The organism is Vibrio sp. 10N.239.312.C11, assembly GCF_041466065.1.
GTDB classification, from domain to species: Bacteria; Pseudomonadota; Gammaproteobacteria; order Enterobacterales; family Vibrionaceae; genus Vibrio; species Vibrio tasmaniensis_A.
This window is the reverse complement of the sequence record NZ_JBFSRZ010000002.1, coordinates 1-26,443: the sequence shown is the minus strand read 5'-3', so window position 1 is coordinate 26,443 and position 26,443 is coordinate 1. Positions and strand designations below refer to the sequence as shown.

Sequence of the window (26,443 nt, the reverse complement as noted above, 5' to 3'; positions counted from 1 at the left end):
CTGATGACAACACAACCATCTCAGCAATCACCAACAGATAACTCTGATGAGATAGATTTAGGAAAACTGCTTGGCACTTTACTGGACGCTAAATGGCTAATTATGCTGACCACATTCGCTTTTGCTGTGTTTGGTATTGCGTTTGCTCTGCTTTCTACACCGATATATAAAGCTGATGCTCTGATTCAAATTGAAGAGAAGAGCTCTGGTGGTATCTCATCGATGGTTGGTGATATGGGTGAGCTGTTCTCTCAGGAATCTTCTGCGACTACAGAAGTGGAGATCATTCAATCTCGAATGATTTTGGGTGAAACGGTCGATAAGTTTAACCTAACTACTGTAACCTCACCGAAGTATGTACCAATCGTCGGCAAGGGCTTTGCTCGTCTAACAGGTGACACCAACCATATTGCGGTTAGCCGTTTTACGTTACCAACCTATGCGAGCAGTTACGCGCACACGATTCAAATCCTCGATGCCGAGCAAGGAACTTACCAATTGGTACGTGACGATGGGCGCATTATTTTGCAAGGTAGAGTGGGGGAGCTGGCAACCGCTGAAGACTACAGCTTATTTGTGGCAGGTTTCGAGTCACATACCGGTTTTGAATTTTCAATTGGCAAGCGTAGCCGATTAGAAGCGATCGGATGGTTGAAGTCTTCTTTGTCTCTGTCTGAGCAAGGTAAGCAAACTGGTATTTTGAAGTTGAGCTTTGAAGGTGAAAATAAACAGCAGATTTCTGAAATCCTTAATCATATTATCCAGATCTACTTCTTGCAAAATGTAAAACGTAATTCAGCTGAAGCAGAGAAGAGCTTATCGTTCTTAGAAAGTCACCTGCCGGGCATTAAGTCTGAGTTAACCGACTATGAAGACGTACTAAACAATTACCGCCAAAAGAATGAATCAATTGATTTGGGGTTAGAGGCACAATCAACCTTGAAGGTAATGGTAGAGCTTGAAGCACAGTTGAATGAACTGACGTTTAAAGAGAGTGAAATAAGCCAGCGATTTACTAAAGATCACCCCGCATACAAAGCCCTGCTTGATAAGCGTAAGACGTTATTTGGCGAGAAAGAGCGTCTAAACAAGCAAGTGCAAAAACTACCCAAAACACAACGTGAAGTACTGCGTATGACACGTGATGTTGAAGTAAACCAACAAATTTACATCCAGCTTTTAAATAAGGTTCAAGAGCTAAGCATTATTAAAGCTGGTACGGTCGGTAACGTTCGTATCTTAGATGACGCTCAAGCGTATGCTCACGCTGTCAAACCTAAGAAGTCGCTGATTGTTGTATTAGCAACGCTACTGGGTGGGATGCTAAGTGTTGCGTTAGTACTAGTGAAAGCAGCGTTCCATCGCGGTGTTGAAAGTCCAGACCAAATTGAACAAATTGGCCTTCCTGTATATGCAGCCGTACCCAAATCAGATTTACAAGTAGAGTTAACCAATCGTTTTAAGTTGAAGAAACAGAAAACTAAGGGAACTCAAGCACTACTCGCCGAATCTAACCCTGCCGATCTGTCCATCGAGGCACTACGTGGCCTGCGTACTAGTTTGCATTTTGCGATGCTAGAAGCAAAGAATAACATTCTAATGATTTCAGGTCCTGCACCGGGTATCGGAAAGTCATTTATCTCAACCAATTTTGCCGCGGTTGCAGCAAAAACAGGCCAAAAGGTGCTGTTGATTGATGCAGATATGCGTAAAGGTTACTTACAACAAAGTTTTGGTTTTAAGTGGGACAACGGTCTTTCGGATCTGTTAAGTAGCAAACAGGAGTTCTCCCAGTTTACTAAAACAGCGGCAGTAGCTAATTTAGATGTGATTACTCGCGGTCAGGTGCCGCCCAACCCATCTGAGTTGTTGATGCACCCACGCTTTGCAGAATTAATGGAGTGGGCTTCAAAAGAGTATGACTTGGTTATTGTCGATACACCACCAATACTTGCGGTGACTGACCCAAGCATTGTCGGGGCTTTTGCTGGAACTACCTTAATGGTGGCTCGTTTTGGCCTAAATACCATTAAAGAAATTGATGTCGCTCGAAACCGTTTCGAACAATCGGGTATAGAAGTGAAAGGCGTTATCTTCAACGCTATGGAGAAGAAAGCATCAAGCTCTTATGGATACGGTTACTACAACTATGCGTATTCTAGCGATAAAAAATAGATGGGATCAGATGCTAAAGAGCAGTAACGAAGTAATAGGAATAAGTGTTCGAAAAGTCAAGAGCTAGTTTTTTTGGGAGGGATATCAAGTCGACAATATACACCTGAGTTGTTATTATTGACTTAGTGGATCTACCTACACGAAGGTGAAAAGTTCTCACTGATGATGAATCTTGCTTATAGGAGCCAAACCTAAGGGCGGTAGCGTGCTCAAATGTGAGTATTAGCAATTCAAGGTGACTAGAAATTTGTGTAATTTGTGGTGTATTGGTGCTCTTGTTAAAAGTAAGTAAAAAATTAGTTTGTAAGAGGGGGGAGGGCGTGTAATACGCTGTCTCGTTTAGGAATAAAAGTGTCTCAGGACCTACATAAACTGAGATGTGTATTGAAATACAATTAGGGTTTCGTCGTATGAAAACTGCATTAATAACTGGAATTACGGGGCAAGATGGTTCTTATTTAGCTGAGTTGCTGTTAGAAAAAGGTTACGAGGTTCATGGACTGATCAGACGTGCTTCATCATTTAATACAGAGCGGATAGATTCAGCGGTAAATAACAGTGAGGGTATCCATCTCCATTATGGTGACCTGACTGATACATCGAATTTAATCCGTTTGGTTAAGGAAATTCAGCCAGACGAAATCTACAACTTGGGTGCAATGTCTCATGTTGCGGTTTCTTTTGAGTCTCCTGAATATGCTGCAGATGTTGATGCAATGGGTACTATTCGCCTTTTAGAAGCTATTCGCATAAATGGATTGGAAAAGAAAACACGTTTTTACCAAGCTTCTACGTCAGAACTCTATGGCGAAGTTCGCGAAATTCCTCAAAAAGAAACTACACCATTCTATCCACGTTCTCCTTATGCTGTAGCTAAAATGTACGCATACTGGATTACAGTAAACTATCGCGAATCTTATGGGATGTACGCATGCAACGGGATTTTGTTTAACCATGAATCCCCACGCCGTGGCGAGACCTTCGTTACGCGCAAGATTACTCGTTCTATTGCTAATATTTCACAAGGTTTGGAGTCACATCTAGAGCTTGGAAATATGGATGCACTGCGCGATTGGGGTCATGCGAAAGATTATGTTCGTATGCAATGGATGATGCTTCAACAAGATGTTGCCGATGACTTCGTTATCGCGACAGGTAAACAAATTTCCGTACGTGATTTTGTACGTATGTCTGCTAAGGAAGCAGGTATCGATCTTGAGTTTTCAGGCGAAGGCGTGAGCGAGATTGCTACTGTAGTAGCTGTGGACGCTGTAAAAGCACCTGCTGTTTCTGTTGGTGATATTATTGTTCAAGTCAATCCTAAATTTTTCCGCCCAGCAGAAGTCGAAACGTTGCTTGGTGATCCTACCAAAGCTAAACTAAAATTGGGCTGGACTCCGGAGATCACTGTAGAAGAAATGTGCGTGGAGATGGTTCAGGCAGATGTGGAAAAAGCCAAGCAACATGCTCTTCTAAAGCAACATGGTTTTGATGTGTCAATTTCATTAGAAAACACAACGACCTTTACAAAGGCTAAAAAAATTAAGGCTTAATATATGAAACGTGTTTTTGTTGCAGGTCATCGTGGCATGGTAGGTTCAGCAATCGTACGCCAGCTTAGGGAACGTAATGATATTGAGCTGGTATTGTACACTTCTGATGAATTAGACCTAACAAATCAGTTGGCTGTGAATGAATTTTTTGAAATGCAAAAGATCGATGAGGTTTATCTTGCTGCGGCAAAAGTAGGTGGGATTCATGCTAATAACACCTACCCAGCTGAGTTTATTTACGAAAACCTAATGATCGAGGCAAACATCATTCATGCAGCTCACCAAAATGATGTAGAAAGGCTATTGTTTTTAGGGTCTTCTTGCATTTACCCTAAATTAGCAGAACAACCAATTACAGAAAATGCACTGTTAACTGGAACGTTAGAAGAAACCAACGAGCCCTACGCAATTGCAAAGATCGCAGGCATTAAGTTATGTGAATCTTATAATCGTCAATATGGTCGTAACTATCGCAGTGTTATGCCTACAAATCTTTATGGTGAGAACGATAATTTCCATCCTGAGAACTCACACGTTATTCCCGCACTGATGCGTCGCTTCCATGAAGCTAAATTGAATTGTGATGATGAAGTTGTTGTGTGGGGGTCGGGTACGCCAATGCGCGAATTTTTGTATGTCGATGATATGGCAGCAGCTAGTATATATGTTATGGAGTTAGACAGTGATATTTATCAGTCTAATACTCAATCAATGCTCTCTCATATAAATGTTGGGACTGGCGTGGATTGTACTATTCGCGAAATGGCGGAAGTCATGGCCAACGTTGTAGGTTTCGAGGGCCAAATTGTTTTTGATAAAACTAAGCCAGATGGTACTCCTAGAAAGTTGATGGATGTCTCTCGTCTTGAAAGTTTAGGCTGGACCTATTCTCTAAGCTTGGAAGATGGTTTAAAAAAAACCTATCAGTGGTTCACTGAAAATCAAAATCAGTTCCGAAAATAGCACTCATATTATGAAGCAACGACTTCCTATTGATACATTTAAAACAGTCGTTGCATCTACGCCTCTAGTCTCTATGGACTTTGTTGTTTTTAACGAGGAAGGCAATATATTGCTAGGTTATCGAAATAATCGACCTGCGCAAGGATATTGGTTTGTGCCTGGTGGGCGTATATGCAAAGACGAAAATTTCGAAAATTCCTTTAGACGCCTTACTCAAGCTGAACTTGGCGAAGCTATTTCAATTGATTCAGCTTCATTCATTGGTGCATATGAGCATCATTACGATGACAATTTTTCAGGTGCTGATTTTTCGACTCATTATGTAGTTCTCGGTTATCAGTTTACATTGGATGTTGCAATTAAGTTACTCCCCATGGAGCAACACAGCGAGTATCGATGGTGGACAGTAGATGAACTGTTGTCATCTGACATGGTGCACGAAAATACTAAAGCTTATTTCAAAAATACTTCATTAAGGTAGTTGTATGTTATTACCTATTATTATGGCTGGCGGTTCAGGCAGTCGTTTGTGGCCATTGTCTCGTAGCCTATACCCCAAACAGTTCATTAGCCTTGCGAGTGATAAAACTATGCTCCAAGAGACAGTTGCTCGATTAGAGCAACTTGAGCATGGCAAGCCTATTTTTATTTGCAATGAAGAGCATCGCTTTATTGTTGCAGAGCAGTTACGTCAGCGTGAATTTGAGCACGGTGGGATCGTTCTTGAACCTGTTGGTCGCAATACTGCTCCAGCTATTGCGCTAGCTGCGCTGCAAGCAACTAAAAGTGGAGATGATCCACTCTTACTAGTTTTAGCTGCTGATCATGTAATTAAAGATGAAAATGCATTTGTTCAATCGGTAGAGCGAGCAATGCCAGCAGCAAATCTCGGTAAATTGATTACCTTTGGTATTGTGCCGACTAAGCCTGAAACAGGATATGGGTATATAAAAAAAGGAACTGGCTTCACTGAATCGGCATTTAATGTCGAGCAATTTGTTGAGAAGCCGGACTTTGATACTGCACAAAGTTATGTTAAATCGGGAGAGTATTACTGGAACAGCGGTATGTTCCTTTTTAAAGCTTCCCGTTATTTAGAAGAATTGAAAGCCTTCCATCCAAGTATTCTATCTGCTTGTGAATTAGCGATCGCATCTTCAACGCCTGATTTAGACTTTATTCGGTTAAATGAAAAGGCGTTTTTAGCGTGTCCTGATGATTCTATTGATTATGCGGTGATGGAAAAAACTGAAGACGCTTTAGTTGTTCCAATGGATGCAGGTTGGAGTGATGTTGGTTCTTTTAGCGCTTTGTGGGAAGTAACCGAAAAAGATAAAGCTGGTAATGTGACGATCGGTGATATTTTGACAGAACATACCTCAAATTGCTATTTGTATTCACAAGACAAACTGATTTCGACTGTTGGTGTCGATAACTTGGTGGTAGTTGAAACTAAAGATGCGGTGTTGGTGGCAGATAAAGATAATGTTCAAAATGTTAAAAGCATTGTAAACCAATTAAAAGAAATGAACCGGCGTGAAGTGCAACAACACAGAGAAGTATATCGCCCTTGGGGATCTCACGACGAAATCGCAGAGGGCGAGCGCTATCATGTTAAACACCTTCGAGTTAAACCTGGTGAAAAGACGGCATTACAACTCCACTATCACCGAGCAGAGCATTGGATTGTCGTTCAAGGAACGGCTAATGTAACTTGTGGTGGTAAGAGTTTTTTACTTAGCGAAAACGAATCAACTTACATTCCTCTCGGGTCATCGCACAGAATTGAAAATCCAGGTAAAGTAGATCTACATCTTATTGAGGTTCGTTCTGGCAGTTATCTGGATGAGGATGACATTCTTCGTGTTGAAGAATATGAAAGTGGGCACCAATAGTATGCACTGTGAATTTGCTCAAACGAAGGATTCGACATCGAGTATGATTAGTCGAGAGACAAAACCAATATTGCGAATAGAATTGCAGGCATGAGTATTTTGAAGTTGGGAGTATTATTAACGCGAGCTCTAGAGGTTTTTTTATCGTTTCTTCTGATAAAATTAGCATCTGATATTCTTTCGCCTGAAGAATTCGCAAAAATGGGGCTGTTTATAGCAATCACACAAGGTGCAACTTGGTTTTTGATATCTCCTATTCAAAATTACCTTTTAGTTAATAGCAAAAATGCCTTCGAAAACCAAAAACTTTTCAAACTAATAAAATGGGAGTTGGCATATTCATTACTTATAGGTGTGGTTTCTTATTGTTTTTTATTAAACTCTAAAATAAATTCACTTGAAAGTATTGATAGCACGTTGTTTTTCTTAATATTTACATGTTCTATTGGATTTGGAATAGTGTATCAAACTTTGATACCAGCCTTAAATATTATAGAGCGACGCAAACAATTTATACTGGCATCTTTGCTATTTAGTATATTTAACTTTTGCCTTCCGATATTTCTTACTAATATTTACAAGCCAATTTTTGAATTTTGGATTGCAGGTATAGTCTTAGCTCAAGGTTTAGTTTTTATTGTTTTTTTACTCTACAATGAATTCAATGGAGAAAAGAGAGAGATAAATGTCGATTCTTTTTCGCTATCTTTTAGAGGTTTGATAAAATTTTCCATTCCTCTTTCATTTGCTGTAGCTTTTCAGTGGTTTAACTCTCAAGGTTATAGGCTTGTGTTGGAAAATTATATTGCCCTAGAGCAATTAGGCTTATTTTTTATGGGTTTTAGTTTTTGTGGTCGTTTTTTAAACGCTGCGGAAAAGGTATTCTCTTCAGTGTTTTTGCCTGATTTGTATAACGCACCGACTAAAGACAGTAAAAAACAGCAGTGGCTCGAGTATATTATAAAAATTGGAAGTGTTCACACGTTACTTTTGATTTTTTTGCTTATTTTTGGTAAGTATATATATAGTGGGTTTATATCAGAAAGTTATGCTGATGGTCTATTGTATCTTTATTACGGTGCTATGTTTGACTATTTTCGTTGCTTACTGAATGCAGTCTTTCAATATAACCTTGTGGTAAACAAAAATAAGGTTCAGCTGATAGTCAATTCGATGATGTCTATAATTCTTGCTATTGTGTTATATAAATCGATTACTTTTAGTCTTACATTGGTGAATATTTCGCAATTAATGTGCGTTATAATCTTCCTTTGTCTGGTTTGTTCATTTTTTTACAATCTTAAGGGTCAAAGTGAAAATAGTTAATTTAAATGGCGGGTTAGGGAATGTACTATTTCAGTTAAGTATGGCCCTTCAGCTAAAAGAGACATACTTAGTCGATGTGAAGCTAGATTACAGCGGTCTATCTATACATCAAGCCGAGAAAGTTCGCTTTTTCCTTAAGTATTGTGATTTTGACTTTGGCGAATGTACATATCTTGAACGTCTTCGTTGTGGCGGAGTGTTGTCAAGAGATAGAGTTAGGCGTAAAGAAGCGAACTTGTTATCTACAATATTTAGAGGTCATTTTTACCAAGAGAATAACTCTACATGGGGGGAGCTACCCGAAAGTGAATTTAAATACTACATGGGATACTTCCAAAGCTATTCATTGGCAAATAAATATAAAAGAATTTTTTCAGATGCGCTAGAAAGAATAGCTAAAGATTTCGACTTTTGTACTGATGAATACTCTGAGACTTTTGTTCATGTTCGACGTGGTGACTATATGTCAGAGAATGCAATTAAACATCATGGTGTTACGTCAATGGATTACTATATTGAAGCGATGAAGCATTCTAATAGTAATAATTTTCGAATATTTACGAACGATATCGAATGGGTAAAAAAAAACATATACAGTTTTGGAAGCTCATCGATAAAAATATCAGAATTTGAGACGAATTTTCAATACTTAGACATATTGGAATTATATCTTATGTCAAAACATGAGAAAGGAATTATTGCAAACAGTACCTTTAGCTTCTGGGCTGCATTACTTAGTAGAAAAAAAGAAGTAATTTGTCCTCAGGAATGGTTCAAAAAAAAGGAATTACAACAACGAGCTAGCTATATTAAATCAAAAGAATGGATAAATCTATGAGCTGTAAAGTGGTTGTTTTGATTCCGGCCTATAATTGTGGAAAATATATTGCTGATACAATTCGAACTATATTAAATCAATCATATAGAAATGTAGATATTATTATTATAAACGATGGTTCAACTGATAACACGCATGATTTGATATCTGGCTTCGCATCAACAAATGAAAAGATCCTATACATCAATAGAACAGAAAATAAAGGCGTTATTGCAACTAGAAACGAACTATTGCGTAACGTGCCACATGATGCGAAATATATTGCTTGGTGTGATTCAGATGACCTCTATCATTATGATAAAATAAAAGAGCAGGTAAGATTTCTTGATTTAAACTCAAAAATTATAGGCTGTGGGACTTGGTACAAAGTCTTCGGGAGTCAAAAAAGAAAAGTTAGAAAGTTTCGATGTAGCGATGTCGTAGATAAGCAGCTCTTATTCGGAAGTCCAATTGGCTTCCCAACATTTATGCAAAGAGTAACACCCCAAATACGGTTCAACGTTGAGCTAAAGTCAGCTGAAGATTACGATTATCTTTATCAGATTTCAAAGATAGGAAAACTAACTAACATATCGTTCTATGGAACAATGTATCGAACGCACCCCAATCAAGAATCAACTTCAAATAAAAACCGACAGCTTTACTATCACCAAAAAATATCCGAGTATATATTTTTTGAAAGAATTGGCAGTATTCTAGGTAAAGAAGAAATTGAATTATTATTGTTTCCTAATGTGACTAAAGGAAACATTAGAAAATATCTTAATATTGAAGACCGTTTGACTAGTATTGACAAGAGCGAACATTTAAAAATAATTCTCGCATATAGGTTTTTGTCATACAATAAAAAGAAATTATTATTTTTAATAAGATATTCTTTTAATCGGTTTAAAGTGATGTTTAAGCTTTATAAATTGTTTTGGTATAAATAGGATATTTTGATATGTTGACCTTAGCATTCTCTACTTTACTACACACTGCCCCCTCATTAATTGAACGTTTAAATAGAATAGAATTATCGCCAAAAATTTCGATTGTTGTTATCGTGCAAAATTTACAAAATAAAGGTCATAAACTACCGAATTTGAACCGTGGAGAAGTACATATTTATAAAGAAAAAGGCATAAGTAGAAGTAGAAATCGGGCTATAGAAAAATCTAATACGGATTACATATGGTTTTTAGATGACGATGTAGAACTGGTTATGAGTGGTGTTGAAGAAGTACTTGAATTTTTAGAAGAAGAATCTCCAGACGCTATGACAGTTCGTATAGGCAGTTTAGAAAAACCAACAGATTTTTATAAAGAATACCAAAAAAATTTGACGGGCTACAAAAATTCACAAATCATGGCTATGAAAGTAAGTTCGATAGAGTTGATTGTTTCAAAAGAATATATAACAACAAATGGCATAAAGTTTCAAGAGAATGTAGGTTTAGGGACTCAGTTTCCTTGTACAGAAGAAAACATTTTTGTTTTGGATCTTTTAAAGAGAAAGGCAAGATTTTTTTTCAGTGAAATAGTGGCTGTTCTTCATACAACTAAAATGGATCAGCGTTTAAAAATTTCTGAAGGACACTATAAAGCTAGAGGCCAGCTACTAAAATATTTGCCTTTCTATTGGCGATTTTTTCTATTAATCCGATGGTCCATTAGGTGTGATAAGGAAGTGGGCTTTATTTCTCGTGTTAGATTTCTTATTAAAGGTATAAACTGATGCATTTACACATACTGTCGCCTTACGAATCACCAGCAGAAGGTCGGGGAACAAGAAATATTTTTTTAGCTAACAGCTTTGGTAAGCAATGTACGCTAGTTACGACAAGGTTCAGTCACGGGAAAAAGAAATTACTGGACAAAAAACAGTTCTTTCTAGCTAGTCAGTATAATATTAAAGTGTTGCCTACAATTCCTTACTCTAGCAATCTCTCGGTAAGAAGACTTATTGCTCATTGGTTTACTGCTTTTTCTTTCTTTATATATCTGGTATTAAATGTTAAGTCAGAAGATAAGATACTTGTATCTAGTATTCCTCCTGAATTATTGCTTTTAACCAAATTAATCGCAAAAATAAAGGGGGTTCATTGCATTGTTGATGTTCGAGATATATGGCCTGATGCATTTCCCATTAAAGGAACGACAGGAAAAATTTTTAGTAGCTATTGTAATATATTATATAAAGTGTCATTGTTCATAAATCAAGAGGAAAACAAATATATCTACGTTTCGCCTTCCTTTTCTAATTGGATAAGCCGATATGATCTTAGTAATAAAGACCAATGTTTTGGGTTTTTAGGTTATGATGAAACTCGATGGGGAGATTCATATCAACTGAAGCGCTTACAAGGCTCTGATAGTAAAATAAAACTAGTATATGTAGGTTATTTAGAATCTCAGTTTGATCTTAGTGGTATTATTTTAGAGGTCAATAAAAATAGTAATATTGAACTCGTCATAATCGGTAACGGTAGTAAACAGGTGGAGTATGAAACTCTAGCGAAAACCGACAGAGTTTCATTTTCAGGATTGCTTAAACCAAGAGAGGTTGTTGAAGTACTAGTTACTTGCGATGTTGGAGTTTTACCTATATCACATACAGCTCAAATGCCAAATAAACTATTCGACTATTTAGGGGCGCGATTACCTGTTCTTGCTATTGGACATTCGGATTCCTCAGATTTTGTAATAACGCAGGGTATAGGTTGGTCAACTTCTTTTGATAGTGCATCAATATCTCAAACCATATCAGAGATAGATCATAATAGCATTTTAAAAAAAAGAACCAGGCTACTTTCAATTTCTAGTTTATATTCTAAAGAATCATCTTATAGAAAAATAAAATCATTTATCATATCATGAATAAATACAAATATGAGGCCTTTATAATAACATTAATGTTATTATTATCCTCGAAGTTTATGGTTTACTCGTTAGACGGAAATGGGCTAATCGCAAACCTGTTTCTTTTTCTTTTGGGTTCTTATTTTGTAATATACAAAATACTTTTCTGTAACATAGAAAAGCCTAAGTTATCCCGCATTCTCGCAGTGATTTGTTTTACTATTTCCTTCTTCTTATTTAATATCACGCGGTTTACTACGATAGATTCATTTTCACAAGCATTGTTCCCAATAGGAACAATTATGTTAATGTTTTATATTTTGGCCTTGCTCATTGAAAGTAAAACAATCTATTTAACACTGCGTTATTATAATGCAATATTGGCTGTTGTTATTCTTCTAGGTATAGTGCTTTATGCTCTATCGATAATTGGTTTAGTCAGTAGTAGTTCTATTGTTCATGCGTCAGATCATGCAAACTTAATGGGGTATAATTCGATATATGGATTGTCGTATACTCCTGCATGGATTAATATCACTATTAATGGGATGGTTTTTTCCAGGTTCTCTTCTGTATTTTGGGAACCAGGAACTTTGGGCTTATATGTAATATTCTTAATATCTATTGAGCTTCTTCTATTTAAAAAGACAAAGTATCATGCAGCTAGGATTATGATTTATGTTTTTGCTGGCCTGTTATCTTTGTCTGCATTGTTTATTGTACTTTTATTTCTGGCTTCAGTTATTTGGTTTATAAATTGTAAGAATCTAACATTTAGATTGATTTTATTTAGGTTGATTGTGGCTGTTTTGGTTATTTCTATTCTCCTCATCAATTATAATTTGTTTTACGATTTATTCTTATATCGATTAGACTACGACCCTTCAAGGGGCTTTGTAGGCAATACTCGTAGTGGCACATGGAGCAATTTTAGTGAGCAGTTTTTTAATGGAGGCTTTTTAAAGTTACTGTTTGGATTTGGAGCTGATGCCATCTTTGAGGGTGATTCCACTTCATTTTTGATAAAGGTCTTTCAACGAGGGATTGTAGGTTTTTGTTTTTTATTTCTTTCTATCTTGTTTTGGGTGAGAGATTTTAAAAAATATAGATATTTATTGATTTGGAGTATGGCATTGGCGATTCTATGTCAGATTGAAGGTGCGATTTTTCCAATTGTATTGTACATGGTAAAATATTATGTTGATAACAAAGAGAAGTTGACATGATCAGTATGTTATTTGTTTTTTATTGATTAAAGGTTCCATTAATGGGGAAAAATATTAAAATATTAGGATATCAGGTTGCATCTAAACCGGTAACTTCTATAGTTAGTGAAGCATTTGATTCCAATAAACTGACAGTTATTAATACTATTAACCCGCACTCGTATTCCGTTGCTAAATATGATGCTGAGTTTCGAAGGGCTTTACTAGAATCACATGTTCTCATACCTGATGGTAGTGGTATTGTATACGCAGCTCGGAAATTGCATGGTGTACGGATCGAAAAAATTGCCGGGCATGATTTGCTGTTAGAGGTAATGAGAGCTTTAGATATAAAGAGGGGGAAAGTTTTCTTCTTAGGAAGTACGAAAACGACTCTTGACGCAATAACCAAGCGCGTTTCTGTCGATTACCCTAACATCAAAGTTGATTGCCTATCACCCCCTTATAAGGAATGCTTTTCTGACGAAGACAAACAAACATTTGTAGATGGTATCAACAAGTTTTCACCGGATGTTATTTTTGTTGGTTTAACGGCACCTAAACAGGAAAAGCTTATAGCTGATATTTATTCTAGTTTAGATGGACATATTATATCTGGTATAGGTGCTGTATTTGATTTTTATTCGGGAACGATTAAACGTCCGAATCAGTTTTGGCTAAACCTTCATCTAGAGTGGTTAGTTCGTTTAGTAGGAGAACCTAAACGATTATGGCGACGTACGTTTATTTCAGCCCCTATATTTCTGTACGACTTGTTTTTTGATAAGGTTAAAGGATGCAAATAGTGCTAAATTCATTGGAAGTAATTTCTAACTCTAACATCCATTTTGGTACAAGTGGTGCACGAGGTTTGGTAGAGCAATTTACACCACAAGTTTGTGAGGCTTTCACGCGTGCATTTATCTGCCATACGAGTAAAGATTTTAGATTCGAATCTGTTGCTGTTGCTATAGACAATAGACCAAGTAGTCCAAGAATGGCCCAGGCTACTATTGCTGCAATTGAGTCTATGGGACTCACTGCCATTTTTTATGGTGTAATTCCCACACCAGCTTTAGCATTTTCAGCTAAGCAAGATGCTATCCCTAGTATTATGATCACCGGTAGCCATATTCCTTTTGATCGCAATGGCATTAAATTTTATCGTCCTGATGGTGAAATCACAAAAACTGACGAACAAGCAATTTTAAGCGCGAGTGTTGATTTTTCACCACTGACTATTATTCCAGAGTTAATTGTGAATAATAAAGCGAGTGAATTTTATGTCGAACGCTATACAAGCCTTTTCGGTAATAGCTTATTGGTTGGGAAAAGAATTGGGATCTATGAGCATTCCAGTGCAGGCCGAGACATTTATCAAGGCTTATTTGAATCGCTGGGTGCAGAGGTTTTTTCACTAGAGCGCACAAACGAGTTCGTACCAATTGACACAGAAGCTGTAGCTGAATCCGACAAAGATAAAGCAAGAGCTTGGTCGAAAGAGCATAACTTGGATTTCATATTTTCGACCGATGGCGATGGTGATAGACCATTAGTTGCCGATGAAGAGGGTGAGTGGCTACGTGGTGATATTTTAGGTTTGCTTTGCTCAAAGGCTCTTCTAATTGAAGCGTTGGCAATACCTGTTAGCTGTAACACAATTATTTCTCAGTCTTCGGAGTTCAGCTGTGTATCGTTGACAAAAATTGGCTCTCCATATGTGATCGCAGAATTAGAACGCTTAGCTAAGCAATACAAGAGCATCGCCGGTTTTGAGGCTAATGGTGGCTATTTACTAGGGAGCGATGTTGAAGTGAACGGTAAGCTATTGAAATCTTTACCAACTCGAGATGCAGTCTTACCTGCACTTATGTTGCTTTTATTAGCTAAGCAGGAAAATAAAAGTATTAAAGAACTTGTTATGGCTTTACCTGAACGATTTAACCATAGCGATCGTATTCAAGACTTCGCGATAGAAAAAAGTTTAGCAATCTTAGCACAAGGTCGAGAAAACCCCGATGAGTTGCTTTCGCGTATAGGTGTTAAAAATGTGAGTGTTTCTAACATTGACAACACTGATGGCCTGCGTATGTCACTTTCAGATTCGACTATTGTTCATTTAAGGCCATCGGGTAATGCACCTGAGCTTCGCTGTTATGCAGAAACGAGTGATTTCGAAACAGCTAAATTGTTGGTTGATAATATCCTAGCTGCAATTAGTAAATTTCGAGAGCTGAGTATATAAGCTATGTTTAAGTTGAAGAATCAGGTTCAAAACTACGCTTGGGGAAGCAAAACTTCCATCAGAAAGTTATTCGGTATTGAAAACCCTAATAACGAACCTCAAGCTGAAATATGGATGGGGACGCACTCTGGAGGTTGCTCACGCATTGATGACACTGGCCAACTTCTGTCTGATGCTATTGCTCAAAATAGAGATAGATTTTTAGGTAGTTACACGGCCAATCGCTTTGGTGAATTGCCTTATTTGTTTAAAGTATTATCTGCTCAAACACCTCTGTCTATTCAAGTCCACCCAAACAAATATAAATCAGAAATGGGTTTTGCTCGAGAGAATGCGGAAGGAATCGCTCTCACGGACTCTATTCGGAATTATAAAGATTCAAATCATAAGCCTGAATTTGTTTATGCTTTAACGCACTACAAGGCTATGAATGGTTTCCGGCCAATCGAACATATTGTTCTTTTATTTAATGAACTTTGTCTTGATGAGCTTGTGCGAGAGGTCGCAATTCTCGAACGAGAGTCGAACAACAAAGCTCTAAGGGAGTTCTTTAGTTCGATTATGATTCTTAGTGAGGCTCGAAAGTATAAGGTGCTTTCCCAACTAGAAGCGGCTTATGAAAAAACTGTTTTGTCTAGTATGGCTCGCGAGGCAATCAAATATAGTCAAGAGTTCAAGAAATATTATGAACGTGACATTGGTTTATTGGCTCCATTTATTCTGAATATTGTCGAACTTGAACCGGGGGAAGCTATGTTCTTGTTTTCCGGAACTCCTCACGCTTATGTTCAAGGCACAGCTCTTGAAATAATGGCAAGTTCAGATAATGTGCTTCGAGCAGGGTTAACACCGAAGCATATTGATATTCTAGAGTTGATCGATAATGTAGTGTTTACACCACTCAAACTTGAAAAACTTAAGATGTTGCCAATTTTGAAAGACGGCAAGCATCAATACCCAATTCCTGTTGACGATTTTGGCTTTGATATCCTTCATGCAACGAATGCGAAGCAAGAGCAATATGTGCGTAGTGCGGAAATTTTATTCTGTATTGATGCTAATATCGTTGTAGAGTCCCAAGATAGATCAATAAGTATCTCTCCTGGAGAGTCAGTCTTTATTCCCTACTCTGCACAGAAGTATACTTATCGAGGTGAAGGGCGAGTTGCTAGGGCTTACAATTAGAACATAAATATTTGGTTAGGTAATATGAAAATTGCAATTGCAGGAACAGGCTATGTTGGCCTATCTAACGCTATGTTATTAGCTCAGAACCATCAAGTCGTGGCCGTTGATATCATTGCTGAAAAGGTCAAAATGCTAAATAACAAACAGTCTCCCATTGTAGATAATGAAATAACCCACTTTCTTAGCAACAAAGAGCTAGATTTTACCGCCACTCTTGATAAGAAATTAGCTTATTCCAATGCGGACTATGTCATTATTGCTACTCCTACTGATTATGATGTTGAAACAAATTACTTCAATACCTCTTCGGTCGAAGCGGTTATTAAAGATGTCATGGCGATTAATCCCAACGCGGTGATGGTGATTAAATCTACCGTGCCAGTAGGGTATACTATGAGGATTAAACAAAAACTCGCGTGCGAAAACTTATTATTTTCGCCAGAGTTTTTACGTGAAGGAAAAGCGTTGTACGACAACTTGCATCCATCACGTATTGTAGTTGGTGAACGTTCTGAGCGAGGTGAAGTTTTTGCGAACTTGCTATTAGAAGGGGCGTTAAAAAAAGACGTTGAAACTCTCTACACTGATTCGACAGAAGCTGAAGCGGTAAAATTGTTTTCTAATACTTATTTGGCGCTTCGCGTCGCCTATTTTAACGAGCTAGACACTTACGCGGAATCACACGGTTTAAATACTCGCCAAATCATTGATGGGGTGTGTTTAGACCCTCGCATTGGCTCGCATTATAATAATCCTTCGTTTGGTTATGGTGGCTACTGCTTACCAAAAGATACCAAGCAACTTCGTGCTAACTATTCTGATGTACCGAATAATATTATTGGTGCGATTGTCGACTCTAATACTACCCGTAAAGATTTTATCGCTAATTCTATTATTAAGCGTAATCCAAAGCGTGTAGGTATTTATCGTTTAGTAATGAAATCTGGTTCTGATAACTTCCGAGCTTCCAGTATTCAAGGCATTATGAAACGCTTGAAAGCGAAAGGTATTGAAGTGGTGGTGTTTGAACCGGAGCTTAAAGAAAAAGAGTTTTTCCGTTCATTAGTACTTAACGATTTCGAGCAGTTTATTTTAAGCTGCGATATTATTGTCTCAAATCGAATGACTCAAGAGTTAGCAACAGTCAAAGACAAAGTGTACACTCGTGATCTATTTGGTTCAGATTAAGGTCGCCTAGTTATTTTATATAGATTCAACACACACCGTTTTGCCTTGTAGTGGTCAACTAAAATTGGCCACCGCTTTATAAGTTTCCCAGTACAGCCACTCCGATTCATTCGGTGTTCGGTCATCTTTGTACTGATGCGGTCTGATTTGGCTGTAATACCTAATGATATAGCAACAATGCTCTTCCAAGCCTCCGATAAACTATTGAAGCCAGAAGCTGGTACCCACTCAGTTTTTAGGCTTCTAAAGAAGTGTTCCATTGGACTGTTATCCCAGCAATTTCCTCGTCGAGATAGACTCTGTTTAATCTGATATTGCCAGAGCGTTTGGCGGTACTTGCGTACTCGTACAATGACAGCCTTGATCGCTGTGGAATAACTCATTAGAAGGCTTACCGCATGACTCATGTTCCATTTTGAGCACGTTACCTGTTGTGTACGAGGTGCATTTTAACACCTTTAATCAGGTGGCCAAATTAACTATGCCACTACAGGTGAGACTTTACTATTTGAAAGCCTTCCTAGAATGAAGATAGGAAAGTATGATTCGCTATGGAAACGGCAGTTTGTGTATGATTTTTTTTTGGCGACTAACCATATCAGTTACTACCGTTTTGTTTTGAGTTCCCGCTAATCCGCGATGAACCAAAATAAAGCAAAAACGAACCGTAGCAATAGCTACCTTTCGCAAGTCCTTTCAGAGCAAGGAGCTTTATAGTCTTGCCCTGATTGGTAATCTATACAATCAAAGCTAATCCACATTGAAAAGCCTTCTAATATATGAAGTGATCTTCCAAATGTTGCTTAATAAGGTTAAGTAGATAACAAAGCATAATAAGAAAGCATACAGCATTATATATTCTGGAATGTTCACCATCTCTGCGTATATTCCAATTCCAGCATATAGAGCTGCTATTAAACAAATAACTATAAGTGTTTGTGTTGATGATAGGCCCAATCTTTGGAATATATGATGCAAATGCTCTCGGTCAGGTTTAAAAGGAGAGCTACCTCTTCTTACTCTTCGAATCATTATTGCAGCCATATCCATTAATGGTACTGCGATTAACCAAAGTGCTGTTACCGGACGTAACGGTGGCTTAGTTCCATTTTGACTCGAAAGTAATAGTAACCAAATAACTGTAAACCCAATTAGCATGCTGCCGGCATCGCCCATAAACACTTTTCTTTTTTTTCCGAAAGCACCTAGATTAAGTAGAATGTATGGTGTAATTATCACTACTAAAACTAGGCAGATGTACGCTAAATTATGTTGTCCATCATAATTTAGCATTACACCTAAGCCACCAAACGTTACAATAGATAGCCCTCCTAAAAGCCCATCTATCCCATCGACCATATTGAAGGCGTTAATCGCACCAACAACAGCCAGAATTGTAACCAAATAGCCAAACCAGCCTAACGTTACTACTTCTCCTGAGCCTAAGATATCCCCAATCGTATTTAGTTCTATTCCCCCTACGACCATCATAGCGACAGATAGAGCTGCTTGAATAGCGAAGCGTAACTTGAAGCTTAAGTCGAACTTATCATCTAGAGCGCCGACACCAACAAGTATGACAACACATGCAGCATAAAGTTCGGTATTTGGTAGAACCCCAGGGTTGTTAAGCAGGAAGTAGAGTAAGGAGATACATATAGAAATACCGCCTATTAAGGGGATGGCACCATTATGAAGTTTACGAGCATTGGGTTTATCGACTAAACCTACTTTTTTAGCAAACTTACGCAGGGTGAAAAGTGTCGCAAGAGAAAAGAAAAATAGAAAAAATAGATCAAGGAGTGGGATTAGCACGATTTCGCCTGAATATGTTGTATGTTTGACCAGCAGTCTAATATATTTGGCTTATATATAAAAGCATCCTGAAGCAATGTATGAACTATGTGTATAAGCCTGTCCTTTGCTTGGGACCTGATTATGTGTTGTCTATTAACATAGATAAGTGTCTTTCTTGATCTTCCGCTACAGTTTTGACTGTAAACTGTAGTAAAATTACGTTAATTTGTTTTTATACCGATTTATTTTGAATTGAACGAGGTCAGTCCTATGTCAGCTAAGAAGCCAATGGCTCTAGTGATCCTTGACGGTTACGGTTACCGTGAAGACAACCAAGACAACGCTATCGCGAACGCTAATACACCTGTATTAGACGGTCTTATTGCTAACCAACCTAACACGCTAATCTCAGCTTCTGGCTTAGATGTAGGCCTACCTGATGGCCAAATGGGTAACTCTGAAGTGGGTCACACCAACATCGGTGCAGGTCGTGTGGTATACCAAGATCTTACTCGTATCACTAAGTCAATTTCAGATGGTGAGTTCGCTCAAACTGAAGTGTTAGTCAATGCTATCGATAAAGCAGTGAAAGCCGAGAAAGCAGTACACATCATGGGACTTATGTCTCCTGGTGGTGTTCACTCTCATGAAGACCACATTTATGCAGCCGTTGAAATGGCTGCAGAGCGTGGTGCAGAGAAAATCTACCTACACGCATTCCTAGACGGCCGTGATACGCCACCACGTAGTGCAGAAAACTCTTTGCAACGTTTCCAAGACTTGTTCGCGAAACTAGGTAAAGGTCGCGTGGCTTCTTTGGTTGGTCGTTATTATGCAATGGACCGTGATAACAACTGGGATCGCGTTCAAACTGCATACGATCTTCTAACTGAAGCAAAAGCAGAGTTCACATTCGACACAGCGGTTGCCGGCCTAGAAGCGGCTTATGCTCGTGACGAAAACGATGAGTTCGTTAAAGCAACTGAACTTAAAGCGGAAGGCGAAGAATCAGCTGCTATCGTAGATGGCGATGCGGTTATCTTCATGAACTACCGTGCTGATCGTGCTCGTCAAATCACTCGCACATTCGTTGCTGATTTCGATGGTTTTGAGCGTAACGTATTCCCAGCGATCGACTTCGTGATGCTGACTCAATACGCAGCAGATATCCCACTTCTATGTGCATTCCCACCGGCTTCTCTAGAGAACACCTACGGCGAATGGCTATCGAAAGAAGGCAAAACGCAGCTACGTATCTCTGAAACAGAGAAATACGCGCACGTGACGTTCTTCTTCAACGGCGGTAAAGAAGACGAGTTCGAAGGCGAAGAGCGTCAGCTTGTTGCTTCTCCAAAAGTCGCAACGTACGACCTACAACCAGAAATGAGCGCACCAGAGCTAACTGAAAAGTTAGTTGCTGCAATCAAAGGCGGTAAATACGACGCTATCGTTTGTAACTTCCCTAACTGTGACATGGTTGGCCATACGGGCGTTTACGATGCAGCGGTTAAAGCCGTAGAGTCACTAGACGAATGTCTTGGTAAAGTGGTTGAAGCAATCAAAGAAGCCGATGGTCAACTTCTTATCACTGCTGACCACGGTAACGCGGAAATGATGGTAAACCCAGAAACGGGCGGCATCCACACTGCGCACACTAACCTACCAGTTCCACTTATCTACGTAGGTAGCAAAGACGTTGAATTCAAAGAAGGCGGTAAGCTTTCTGACCTAGCACCAACGATGCTTTCTCTCGCTGGTGTGGAGATTCCGGCAGAAATGTCAGGTGATGTTTTAGTTAAGTAATAACGTTTCATCGAATACTAGGACGACTGCACGTGAGTGTGGTCGTTTTTTTGTATCTGCCTTTTAGATTTTTGAACCTTTATTCCGCGCATCTGTTTTATTTCTAACACGAAGCGCAAAGCAATACCCTGAAACACCGCCGACAATGTTCCCTAAAGCTAAGCCTATAAACAGTCCTTCGACACCATCAATTTTGCTTCCTACCCAAGCGAAAGGCAGGGTGAATACAAACAAGCGCATGAAGCTCCATTGAAAGGCTTTTAGCGGTTGATGCATAGCATTCATCGCACTAATCAGCATCATCACAATACCTTGGAACCCATAGCTAAACGGGACAACTAACAGGTAATGCCACAAAATGCCTCGCACGGATTCTTCTTGAGAGAATAGAGCGGCCAAAGGGATGCTTAACGGCACCATCATTAAGAAAACCAAGCCTTGAAATAGCACAGCAAAACGCATGCTTAAGAACAGAGCCTGGAAACTACGCTGTGGGTTTTTAGCGCCAAAGTTTTGCGCCATAAAAGGCGTGAGGGCGGAGGTTAAAGACATTAGTACGATGATCAAAATTGACTCGATACGCTGGGCAGCACCATAAGCAGCTATAGCTTCGGTTCCTTGTTTGGCTAACATCATCATGATAATGGCGCCAGAAATTGGATTCAGGGCATTGGAAAGAGCGGCGGGTGTGCCGATGGTTAAGATCTGTTTCCAGTCATCGATGAGGTTTTTTAGTTTGGGCGGAGCAAGCAGCTTTTCTCTTATGGTTAATACATACAGTGAGCCACACAACGCACCAAACCAACTGAATCCGCTGGCAATGGCTGCGCCTTGAATCCCTAGCTCAGGGAAAGGCCCGTAACCGAAGATCAGCAGTGGGTCGAGAATACCGTTAATAAGGCCGGCTAGCATCATGATCTTGGCGGGTGTTTTTGTATCGCCACTTGCTCGTATGGCACTGTTGCCTGCCATCGGAATAACAAGCAGCGGTATCGCTAAATACCAGACCGACATGTATTCGGATATCAGTGGCAGTAACTCAGGTTCAGCACCTAACAGAGTAAACATAGGCTCTAGCGTGAAAAGCCCTAGTGTTGATGCAAAACCAACAAGCAGCACAGCAAGCAATAAACCGTGGCAGGTAAAACGAGCTGCATTTTGTGCGCAGCCTTGGCCAAGTAATCTTCCAATACATGTCGACAAGCCAATGCCTATACCCATGGTAATGCAGTTTATGGCGAAGGTGACAGGGAAGGTAAAGCTCACCGCTGCGAGTGCTTGTGTGCCGAGCAATGAGATAAAGAAGGTATCGACAAGGTTAAACATCAAGATCGCCACCATACCGAAAATGGTCGGTATGGTCATGGTGCGCAATGTGTCTGCTATTGGGGCCGTTAAAAGCCCGTGCTTATCTTGCATGTAAAACGCCGTTTGAACTAGAATATGAGTAGAGTACAGTGAATTGTGAATAGTCTGAAGATCGCTTTCATAAAGTTTACAATTCACACATTACTAACGGTATACGGTGTGATAGGATTCTGCCGTTATCAATTTCGATATTTTGAGAGATTTACAGTGAAGCAGCACACACAACCACAGTCGTATACCCAACAAAATCCGCCGATGTACATTCCAAATGATGAGATCGACCTCAGACAGATTTTTAAAGCTTTGTGGGATGGTAAGCTCTTAATTATTTTGGTTACGGCTTTATTTACGTCTAGTGCTATTGGTTTTGCTTTACTGGCTCAAGAATGGTGGTCTTCTGAAGCCGAGATTACAAAAGCTGAACTTCAAGACAGAGTTATGTATCAGCAACAAGTGAAACAATTCCAACCTATTTTCTCTATTTATCAATCAAATGGCTTAGCTAGAGGTAGTGAAGAGCTCGATTCTTTAGTTGATTCTCAGGTCATATTTCAACGGTTTGTTGATCTATTTAATTCAAGTAATAATAAGCAAGCTTTCTTAAATGAAAGCTCCGAATTTCAAGATATTAAAGACAATCACTTTTCGAGTGCTTCTGAAATAACTGAAGATGCTACCCGTAAGTTGTACATTGCATGGTTCGAAAAGATCTCTGCGTCACAGATAGATAAGAAGGACAAAAATTCACCATATGTTCTGACTTTCCAATCCATGACCAAAGAAAGTAGTTTTGATTTATTAAGATCTTATATTTCTTTTACTGAGCTTCAAGTTCGTGAGGATGCATTTGAGCATCTTGAAGCTCTCGTTTTCGGTGAGCGTAACGAGTTGATCCAGCAAAAAACGGTTCTTGAAGGTAAGGCTAAAAACAGGTTGCTCGCGGAAATCGAGCGCGCGCAGTCTGCTTTGAAAATTGCCAAAGCAGCCGGTGTAGATACCCCTCTTTTAAGTGGTAATGCAAGAGATTTTTATGCAATTGAACTTGGTTCAAAAGCTTTGCAAGAAAAAATCAAAATTTTGGAGTCTGTAAAAAATCTCACTGTTTTGGAGCCTCGCCTTCAACAAATAACGGCTCAGTTAGACATGTTCGATAGTATTAAAATCGATCGAACCGTTGATTTTCAAGCATTTCGCTATTTAAGTAATGTCGAACAACCAACCACTCAAGATAAGCCGAAGCGAGCTCTAATCGTTGTACTTGGTACTTTGTTAGGTGGTATGCTTGGGGTTGCGATTGTTCTAATACGCTTTGCGTTTGGAAAAGAAGATTAAATTTTAAATGGCTAGTGTTTTTCACTAGCCATTTTTTTTCTTATTTATTGTTGTTTGAGTTTCCTCACAAAAAAGTCCATCTCCCCCCTTGGGTTCTTCCACATCGCCCCAACATACTGATTAACCCATGCCAATCGTGGCAACTATCATATTAAATGGAAATTATCAGGAGATACGACCGATGAATATCCGTCCTCTACACGACCGAGTTATCGTTGAGCGCCAAGAAGTTGAATCTAAATCTGCTGGTGGCATCGTTCTAACTGGTTCTGCTGCTGAAAAATCAACGCGCGGTACAATTCTAGCTGTTGGCAAAGGTCGCATTCTAGAAAATGGTTCAGTACAACCATTGGACGTTAAAGTTGGCGATACCGTTATCTTCTCTGAAGGCTACGGCACTAAAACTGAAAAAATCGACGGCAAAGAAGTTCTGATTATGTCTGAAAACGACATCATGGCGATCGTTGAGTAATCCGACCCATAAAACTGAACTGACTGAATAAAGAATTTTAAAGGAAATTAAGATGGCTGCTAAAGACGTTAAATTTGGTAACGACGCACGTATTAAAATGCTAGAAGGTGTAAACGTTCTGGCTGACGCAGTAAAAGTAACGCTAGGTCCTAAAGGTCGTAACGTTGTTCTAGACAAATCATTTGGCGCACCAACGATCACTAAAGATGGTGTTTCTGTTGCACGTGAAGTCGAACTTGAAGACAAGTTCCAAAACATGGGCGCACAAATGGTTAAAGAAGTGGCTTCGCAAGCGAATGACGCGGCGGGCGACGGAACAACTACAGCTACAGTGTTGGCTCAGTCTATTATCGCTGAAGGCCTAAAAGCGGTTGCTGCTGGCATGAACCCAATGGATCTTAAGCGCGGCATCGACAAAGCGGTTATCGCAGCTGTTGAAGAGCTGAAGAACCTTTCTGTTCCTTGTTCAGACACGAAAGCTATCGCTCAAGTAGGTACTATCTCTGCGAACTCTGATTCGACAGTAGGTAATATCATTGCTGAAGCGATGGAAAAAGTAGGTCGTGATGGCGTTATCACGGTTGAAGAAGGTCAGGCTCTGCAAGACGAGCTAGACGTAGTTGAAGGTATGCAGTTCGACCGCGGTTACCTATCTCCTTACTTCATCAACAACCAAGAAGCCGGTTCTGTTGATCTTGAAAGCCCATTCATTCTTCTAATCGACAAGAAAGTTTCGAACATCCGTGAACTTCTTCCGACTCTAGAAGCAGTTGCTAAGGCATCTCGTCCACTTCTTATCATCGCTGAAGATGTAGAAGGCGAAGCGCTAGCAACTCTCGTTGTGAACAACATGCGTGGCATCGTGAAAGTGGCTGCGGTTAAAGCACCTGGTTTCGGTGACCGTCGTAAAGCTATGCTTCAAGATATCGCTATCCTAACAGGCGGTACGGTTATCTCTGAAGAGATCGGTCTAGACCTTGAGAAAGTAACGCTAGAAGATCTAGGTCAAGCTAAGCGTATTACTATCACTAAAGAAAACTCAACCATCATCGATGGTGCGGGTGAAGAGTCGATGATCCAAGGTCGCGTTTCTCAAATCCGTCAACAGATCGAAGACGCAACGTCAGACTACGACAAAGAGAAACTACAAGAGCGTGTAGCTAAGCTAGCTGGCGGTGTTGCAGTAATCAAAGTTGGCGCTGCGACTGAAGTTGAGATGAAAGAGAAGAAAGACCGCGTAGAAGATGCACTTCACGCAACTCGCGCTGCAGTTGAAGAAGGTGTGGTGGCTGGTGGTGGTGTTGCACTTATCCGCGCTGCATCTAAAGTGGCTAACCTTGAAGGTGACAACGAGGAGCAAAACGTAGGTATCCGTGTTGCACTACGTGCGATGGAAGCGCCTATCCGTCAAATCACTAAGAACGCAGGCGATGAAGAATCAGTGGTTGCTAACAATGTTCGTGCTGGCGAAGGTAACTACGGTTACAACGCGGCAACTGGCGAATACGGCGACATGATTGCAATGGGTATCCTAGATCCAACTAAGGTAACTCGTTCTGCATTACAATTCGCAGCATCAGTTGCTGGTCTTATGATCACAACAGAAGCGATGGTGACAGACAAGCCTCAAGATTCAGCTCCTGCAATGCCTGATATGGGTGGCATGGGCGGTATGGGTGGCATGGGCGGTATGATGTAAACGACCTGACTTAATCCAGTAAAGTCCATTAAGAGCTCGTAAGCCCAGTGTTTACGGGCTTTTTTAATATTTATCGTCTAGTAAAGTCCAAGGGTGTATAGCTGGTTCTATGAAAATCGTGAGGGTAATGCGGGGTATCGTATGTTTCCTAACTCTCAAATTTGGTGGTATATTTTGGTAATACCCCTCATTTAATACCCCTCATGGGAGCTGTGAATGCCACTAACAGTAAAGGAAATAGATAGCTTATCGTGTCCTGAAGGTCAGTCTCAGGTAAAGAGATCTGATGGTAATGGATTGTTTTTATTTATAAAAAAGAACGGTTCAAAACTCTGGCGCTTTCGTTTTAGGTACTCATCGAAGTACCAAGAGATGGCGCTAGGAAAGTACCCCTCCGTCCCCCTCAAAGAAGCCCGGAAATTAGCAGCGGAAGCAAGAGCATCGTTAGTGAACGGTATTAATCCCATGGATGAGAGAAGGGAGAGGAAGCGTAGTAAGAGGGCTTTGTTGCGTAATTAAATTTAAAGATAGAACAACCCCGTTTCGCGTATTTCT

22 protein-coding genes and 1 pseudogene are annotated in these 26,443 nt (G+C 39.5%); 20 read left to right on the top strand and 3 right to left on the bottom strand.

What is annotated here, in order from left to right:
- Positions 1 to 3 precede the first annotated feature (3 nt).
- From AB6D07_RS01160 to AB6D07_RS01090, 15 genes are all read left to right on the top strand, one after another.
- Entirely contained in the window at positions 4 to 2,175 is a 2,172-nt protein-coding gene (locus AB6D07_RS01160) for a polysaccharide biosynthesis tyrosine autokinase (RefSeq protein ID WP_372091621.1), read from the top strand.
- Between the two features lie 410 nt (positions 2,176 to 2,585).
- Complete coding sequence (gene gmd, locus AB6D07_RS01155; RefSeq protein WP_029222991.1) at positions 2,586 to 3,728, top strand: GDP-mannose 4,6-dehydratase; 1,143 nt, start codon at positions 2,586 to 2,588, stop codon at positions 3,726 to 3,728.
- A 3-nt stretch (positions 3,729 to 3,731) separates the two neighbouring features.
- Positions 3,732 to 4,691, top strand: coding sequence for a GDP-L-fucose synthase (locus tag AB6D07_RS01150; protein ID WP_017103412.1), 960 nt, complete (start codon positions 3,732 to 3,734; stop codon positions 4,689 to 4,691).
- 10 nt (positions 4,692 to 4,701) lie between these two features.
- Complete coding sequence (locus tag AB6D07_RS01145; protein WP_017103411.1) at positions 4,702 to 5,172, top strand: GDP-mannose mannosyl hydrolase; 471 nt, start codon at positions 4,702 to 4,704, stop codon at positions 5,170 to 5,172.
- 4 nt (positions 5,173 to 5,176) lie between these two features.
- On the top strand, positions 5,177 to 6,586 hold the full coding sequence (locus AB6D07_RS01140; RefSeq protein WP_017103410.1) for a mannose-1-phosphate guanylyltransferase/mannose-6-phosphate isomerase: 1,410 nt from the start codon (positions 5,177 to 5,179) through the stop codon (positions 6,584 to 6,586).
- 90 nt (positions 6,587 to 6,676) lie between these two features.
- Positions 6,677 to 7,912 (top strand): hypothetical protein, encoded by a 1,236-nt coding sequence (locus AB6D07_RS01135; protein WP_017103409.1) that lies wholly within the window; start codon positions 6,677 to 6,679, stop codon positions 7,910 to 7,912.
- Entirely contained in the window at positions 7,899 to 8,750 is an 852-nt protein-coding gene (locus AB6D07_RS01130) for an alpha-1,2-fucosyltransferase (protein WP_017103408.1), read from the top strand. The genes AB6D07_RS01135 and AB6D07_RS01130 overlap by 14 nt, the downstream gene beginning before the upstream one ends.
- Positions 8,747 to 9,682 carry a glycosyltransferase family 2 protein gene (locus AB6D07_RS01125; RefSeq protein WP_017103407.1) on the top strand — a complete coding sequence of 312 codons (936 nt, stop codon included), beginning with the start codon at positions 8,747 to 8,749 and terminating at the stop codon, positions 9,680 to 9,682. Before AB6D07_RS01130 ends, AB6D07_RS01125 begins: the two co-directional genes overlap by 4 nt.
- Positions 9,683 to 9,693: 11 nt before the next feature.
- Positions 9,694 to 10,467 carry a glycosyltransferase family 2 protein gene (locus tag AB6D07_RS01120; protein ID WP_017103406.1) on the top strand — a complete coding sequence of 258 codons (774 nt, stop codon included), beginning with the start codon at positions 9,694 to 9,696 and terminating at the stop codon, positions 10,465 to 10,467.
- Complete coding sequence (locus AB6D07_RS01115; protein ID WP_017103405.1) at positions 10,467 to 11,609, top strand: glycosyltransferase; 1,143 nt, start codon at positions 10,467 to 10,469, stop codon at positions 11,607 to 11,609. The genes AB6D07_RS01120 and AB6D07_RS01115 overlap by 1 nt, the downstream gene beginning before the upstream one ends.
- 284 nt (positions 11,610 to 11,893) lie before the next feature.
- The gene (locus AB6D07_RS01110) at positions 11,894 to 12,817 is read left to right on the top strand and encodes a hypothetical protein (RefSeq protein ID WP_139137585.1); all 924 of its coding nucleotides are present in this window, start codon (positions 11,894 to 11,896) and stop codon (positions 12,815 to 12,817) included.
- 41 nt (positions 12,818 to 12,858) lie between these two features.
- On the top strand, positions 12,859 to 13,602 hold the full coding sequence (locus AB6D07_RS01105) for a WecB/TagA/CpsF family glycosyltransferase (RefSeq protein ID WP_017103403.1): 744 nt from the start codon (positions 12,859 to 12,861) through the stop codon (positions 13,600 to 13,602).
- Complete coding sequence (locus AB6D07_RS01100; protein ID WP_017103402.1) at positions 13,593 to 15,041, top strand: phosphomannomutase; 1,449 nt, start codon at positions 13,593 to 13,595, stop codon at positions 15,039 to 15,041. Before AB6D07_RS01105 ends, AB6D07_RS01100 begins: the two co-directional genes overlap by 10 nt.
- 3 nt (positions 15,042 to 15,044) lie before the next feature.
- Entirely contained in the window at positions 15,045 to 16,226 is a 1,182-nt protein-coding gene (gene manA, locus AB6D07_RS01095; RefSeq protein ID WP_017103401.1) for a mannose-6-phosphate isomerase, class I, read from the top strand.
- A gap of 24 nt (positions 16,227 to 16,250) precedes the next feature.
- On the top strand, positions 16,251 to 17,417 hold the full coding sequence (locus tag AB6D07_RS01090) for a nucleotide sugar dehydrogenase (protein WP_017103400.1): 1,167 nt from the start codon (positions 16,251 to 16,253) through the stop codon (positions 17,415 to 17,417).
- A gap of 54 nt (positions 17,418 to 17,471) precedes the next feature.
- On the opposite strand, the pseudogene AB6D07_RS01085 reads toward AB6D07_RS01090, so the two are convergent.
- A pseudogene (locus AB6D07_RS01085) lies at positions 17,472 to 17,858 on the bottom strand (integrase core domain-containing protein); the annotation flags it as partial.
- Positions 17,859 to 18,167: 309 nt separating this feature from the next.
- Positions 18,168 to 19,232: a UDP-N-acetylglucosamine--undecaprenyl-phosphate N-acetylglucosaminephosphotransferase gene (gene wecA, locus AB6D07_RS01080; RefSeq protein ID WP_017103399.1), complete on the bottom strand. Its 1,065-nt coding sequence runs from the start codon at positions 19,230 to 19,232 to the stop codon at positions 18,168 to 18,170.
- A 252-nt stretch (positions 19,233 to 19,484) separates the two neighbouring features.
- Here wecA and gpmM point away from each other — a divergent pair, with 252 nt between their 5' ends.
- Complete coding sequence (gene gpmM / locus AB6D07_RS01075) at positions 19,485 to 21,017, top strand: 2,3-bisphosphoglycerate-independent phosphoglycerate mutase (RefSeq protein WP_017103398.1); 1,533 nt, start codon at positions 19,485 to 19,487, stop codon at positions 21,015 to 21,017.
- A gap of 63 nt (positions 21,018 to 21,080) precedes the next feature.
- Here the strand turns inward: gpmM and AB6D07_RS01070 are convergent, their stop codons facing one another.
- On the bottom strand, positions 21,081 to 22,436 hold the full coding sequence (locus tag AB6D07_RS01070; protein ID WP_029222990.1) for an MATE family efflux transporter: 1,356 nt from the start codon (positions 22,434 to 22,436) through the stop codon (positions 21,081 to 21,083).
- 156 nt (positions 22,437 to 22,592) lie between these two features.
- Here AB6D07_RS01070 and AB6D07_RS01065 point away from each other — a divergent pair, with 156 nt between their 5' ends.
- The 4 genes from AB6D07_RS01065 (at position 22,593) to AB6D07_RS01050 (ending at position 26,407) form a co-directional block, all read left to right on the top strand.
- The gene (locus AB6D07_RS01065) at positions 22,593 to 23,717 is read left to right on the top strand and encodes an LPS O-antigen chain length determinant protein WzzB (RefSeq protein WP_372091615.1); all 1,125 of its coding nucleotides are present in this window, start codon (positions 22,593 to 22,595) and stop codon (positions 23,715 to 23,717) included.
- Positions 23,718 to 23,898: 181 nt separating this feature from the next.
- The gene (locus AB6D07_RS01060; protein WP_004733324.1) at positions 23,899 to 24,189 is read left to right on the top strand and encodes a co-chaperone GroES; all 291 of its coding nucleotides are present in this window, start codon (positions 23,899 to 23,901) and stop codon (positions 24,187 to 24,189) included.
- Between the two features lie 52 nt (positions 24,190 to 24,241).
- Positions 24,242 to 25,888 (top strand): chaperonin GroEL, encoded by a 1,647-nt coding sequence (gene groL, locus AB6D07_RS01055; RefSeq protein ID WP_017103395.1) that lies wholly within the window; start codon positions 24,242 to 24,244, stop codon positions 25,886 to 25,888.
- A 216-nt stretch (positions 25,889 to 26,104) separates the two neighbouring features.
- Positions 26,105 to 26,407 carry an Arm DNA-binding domain-containing protein gene (locus tag AB6D07_RS01050; protein WP_017103394.1) on the top strand — a complete coding sequence of 101 codons (303 nt, stop codon included), beginning with the start codon at positions 26,105 to 26,107 and terminating at the stop codon, positions 26,405 to 26,407.
- Positions 26,408 to 26,443 lie beyond the last annotated feature (36 nt).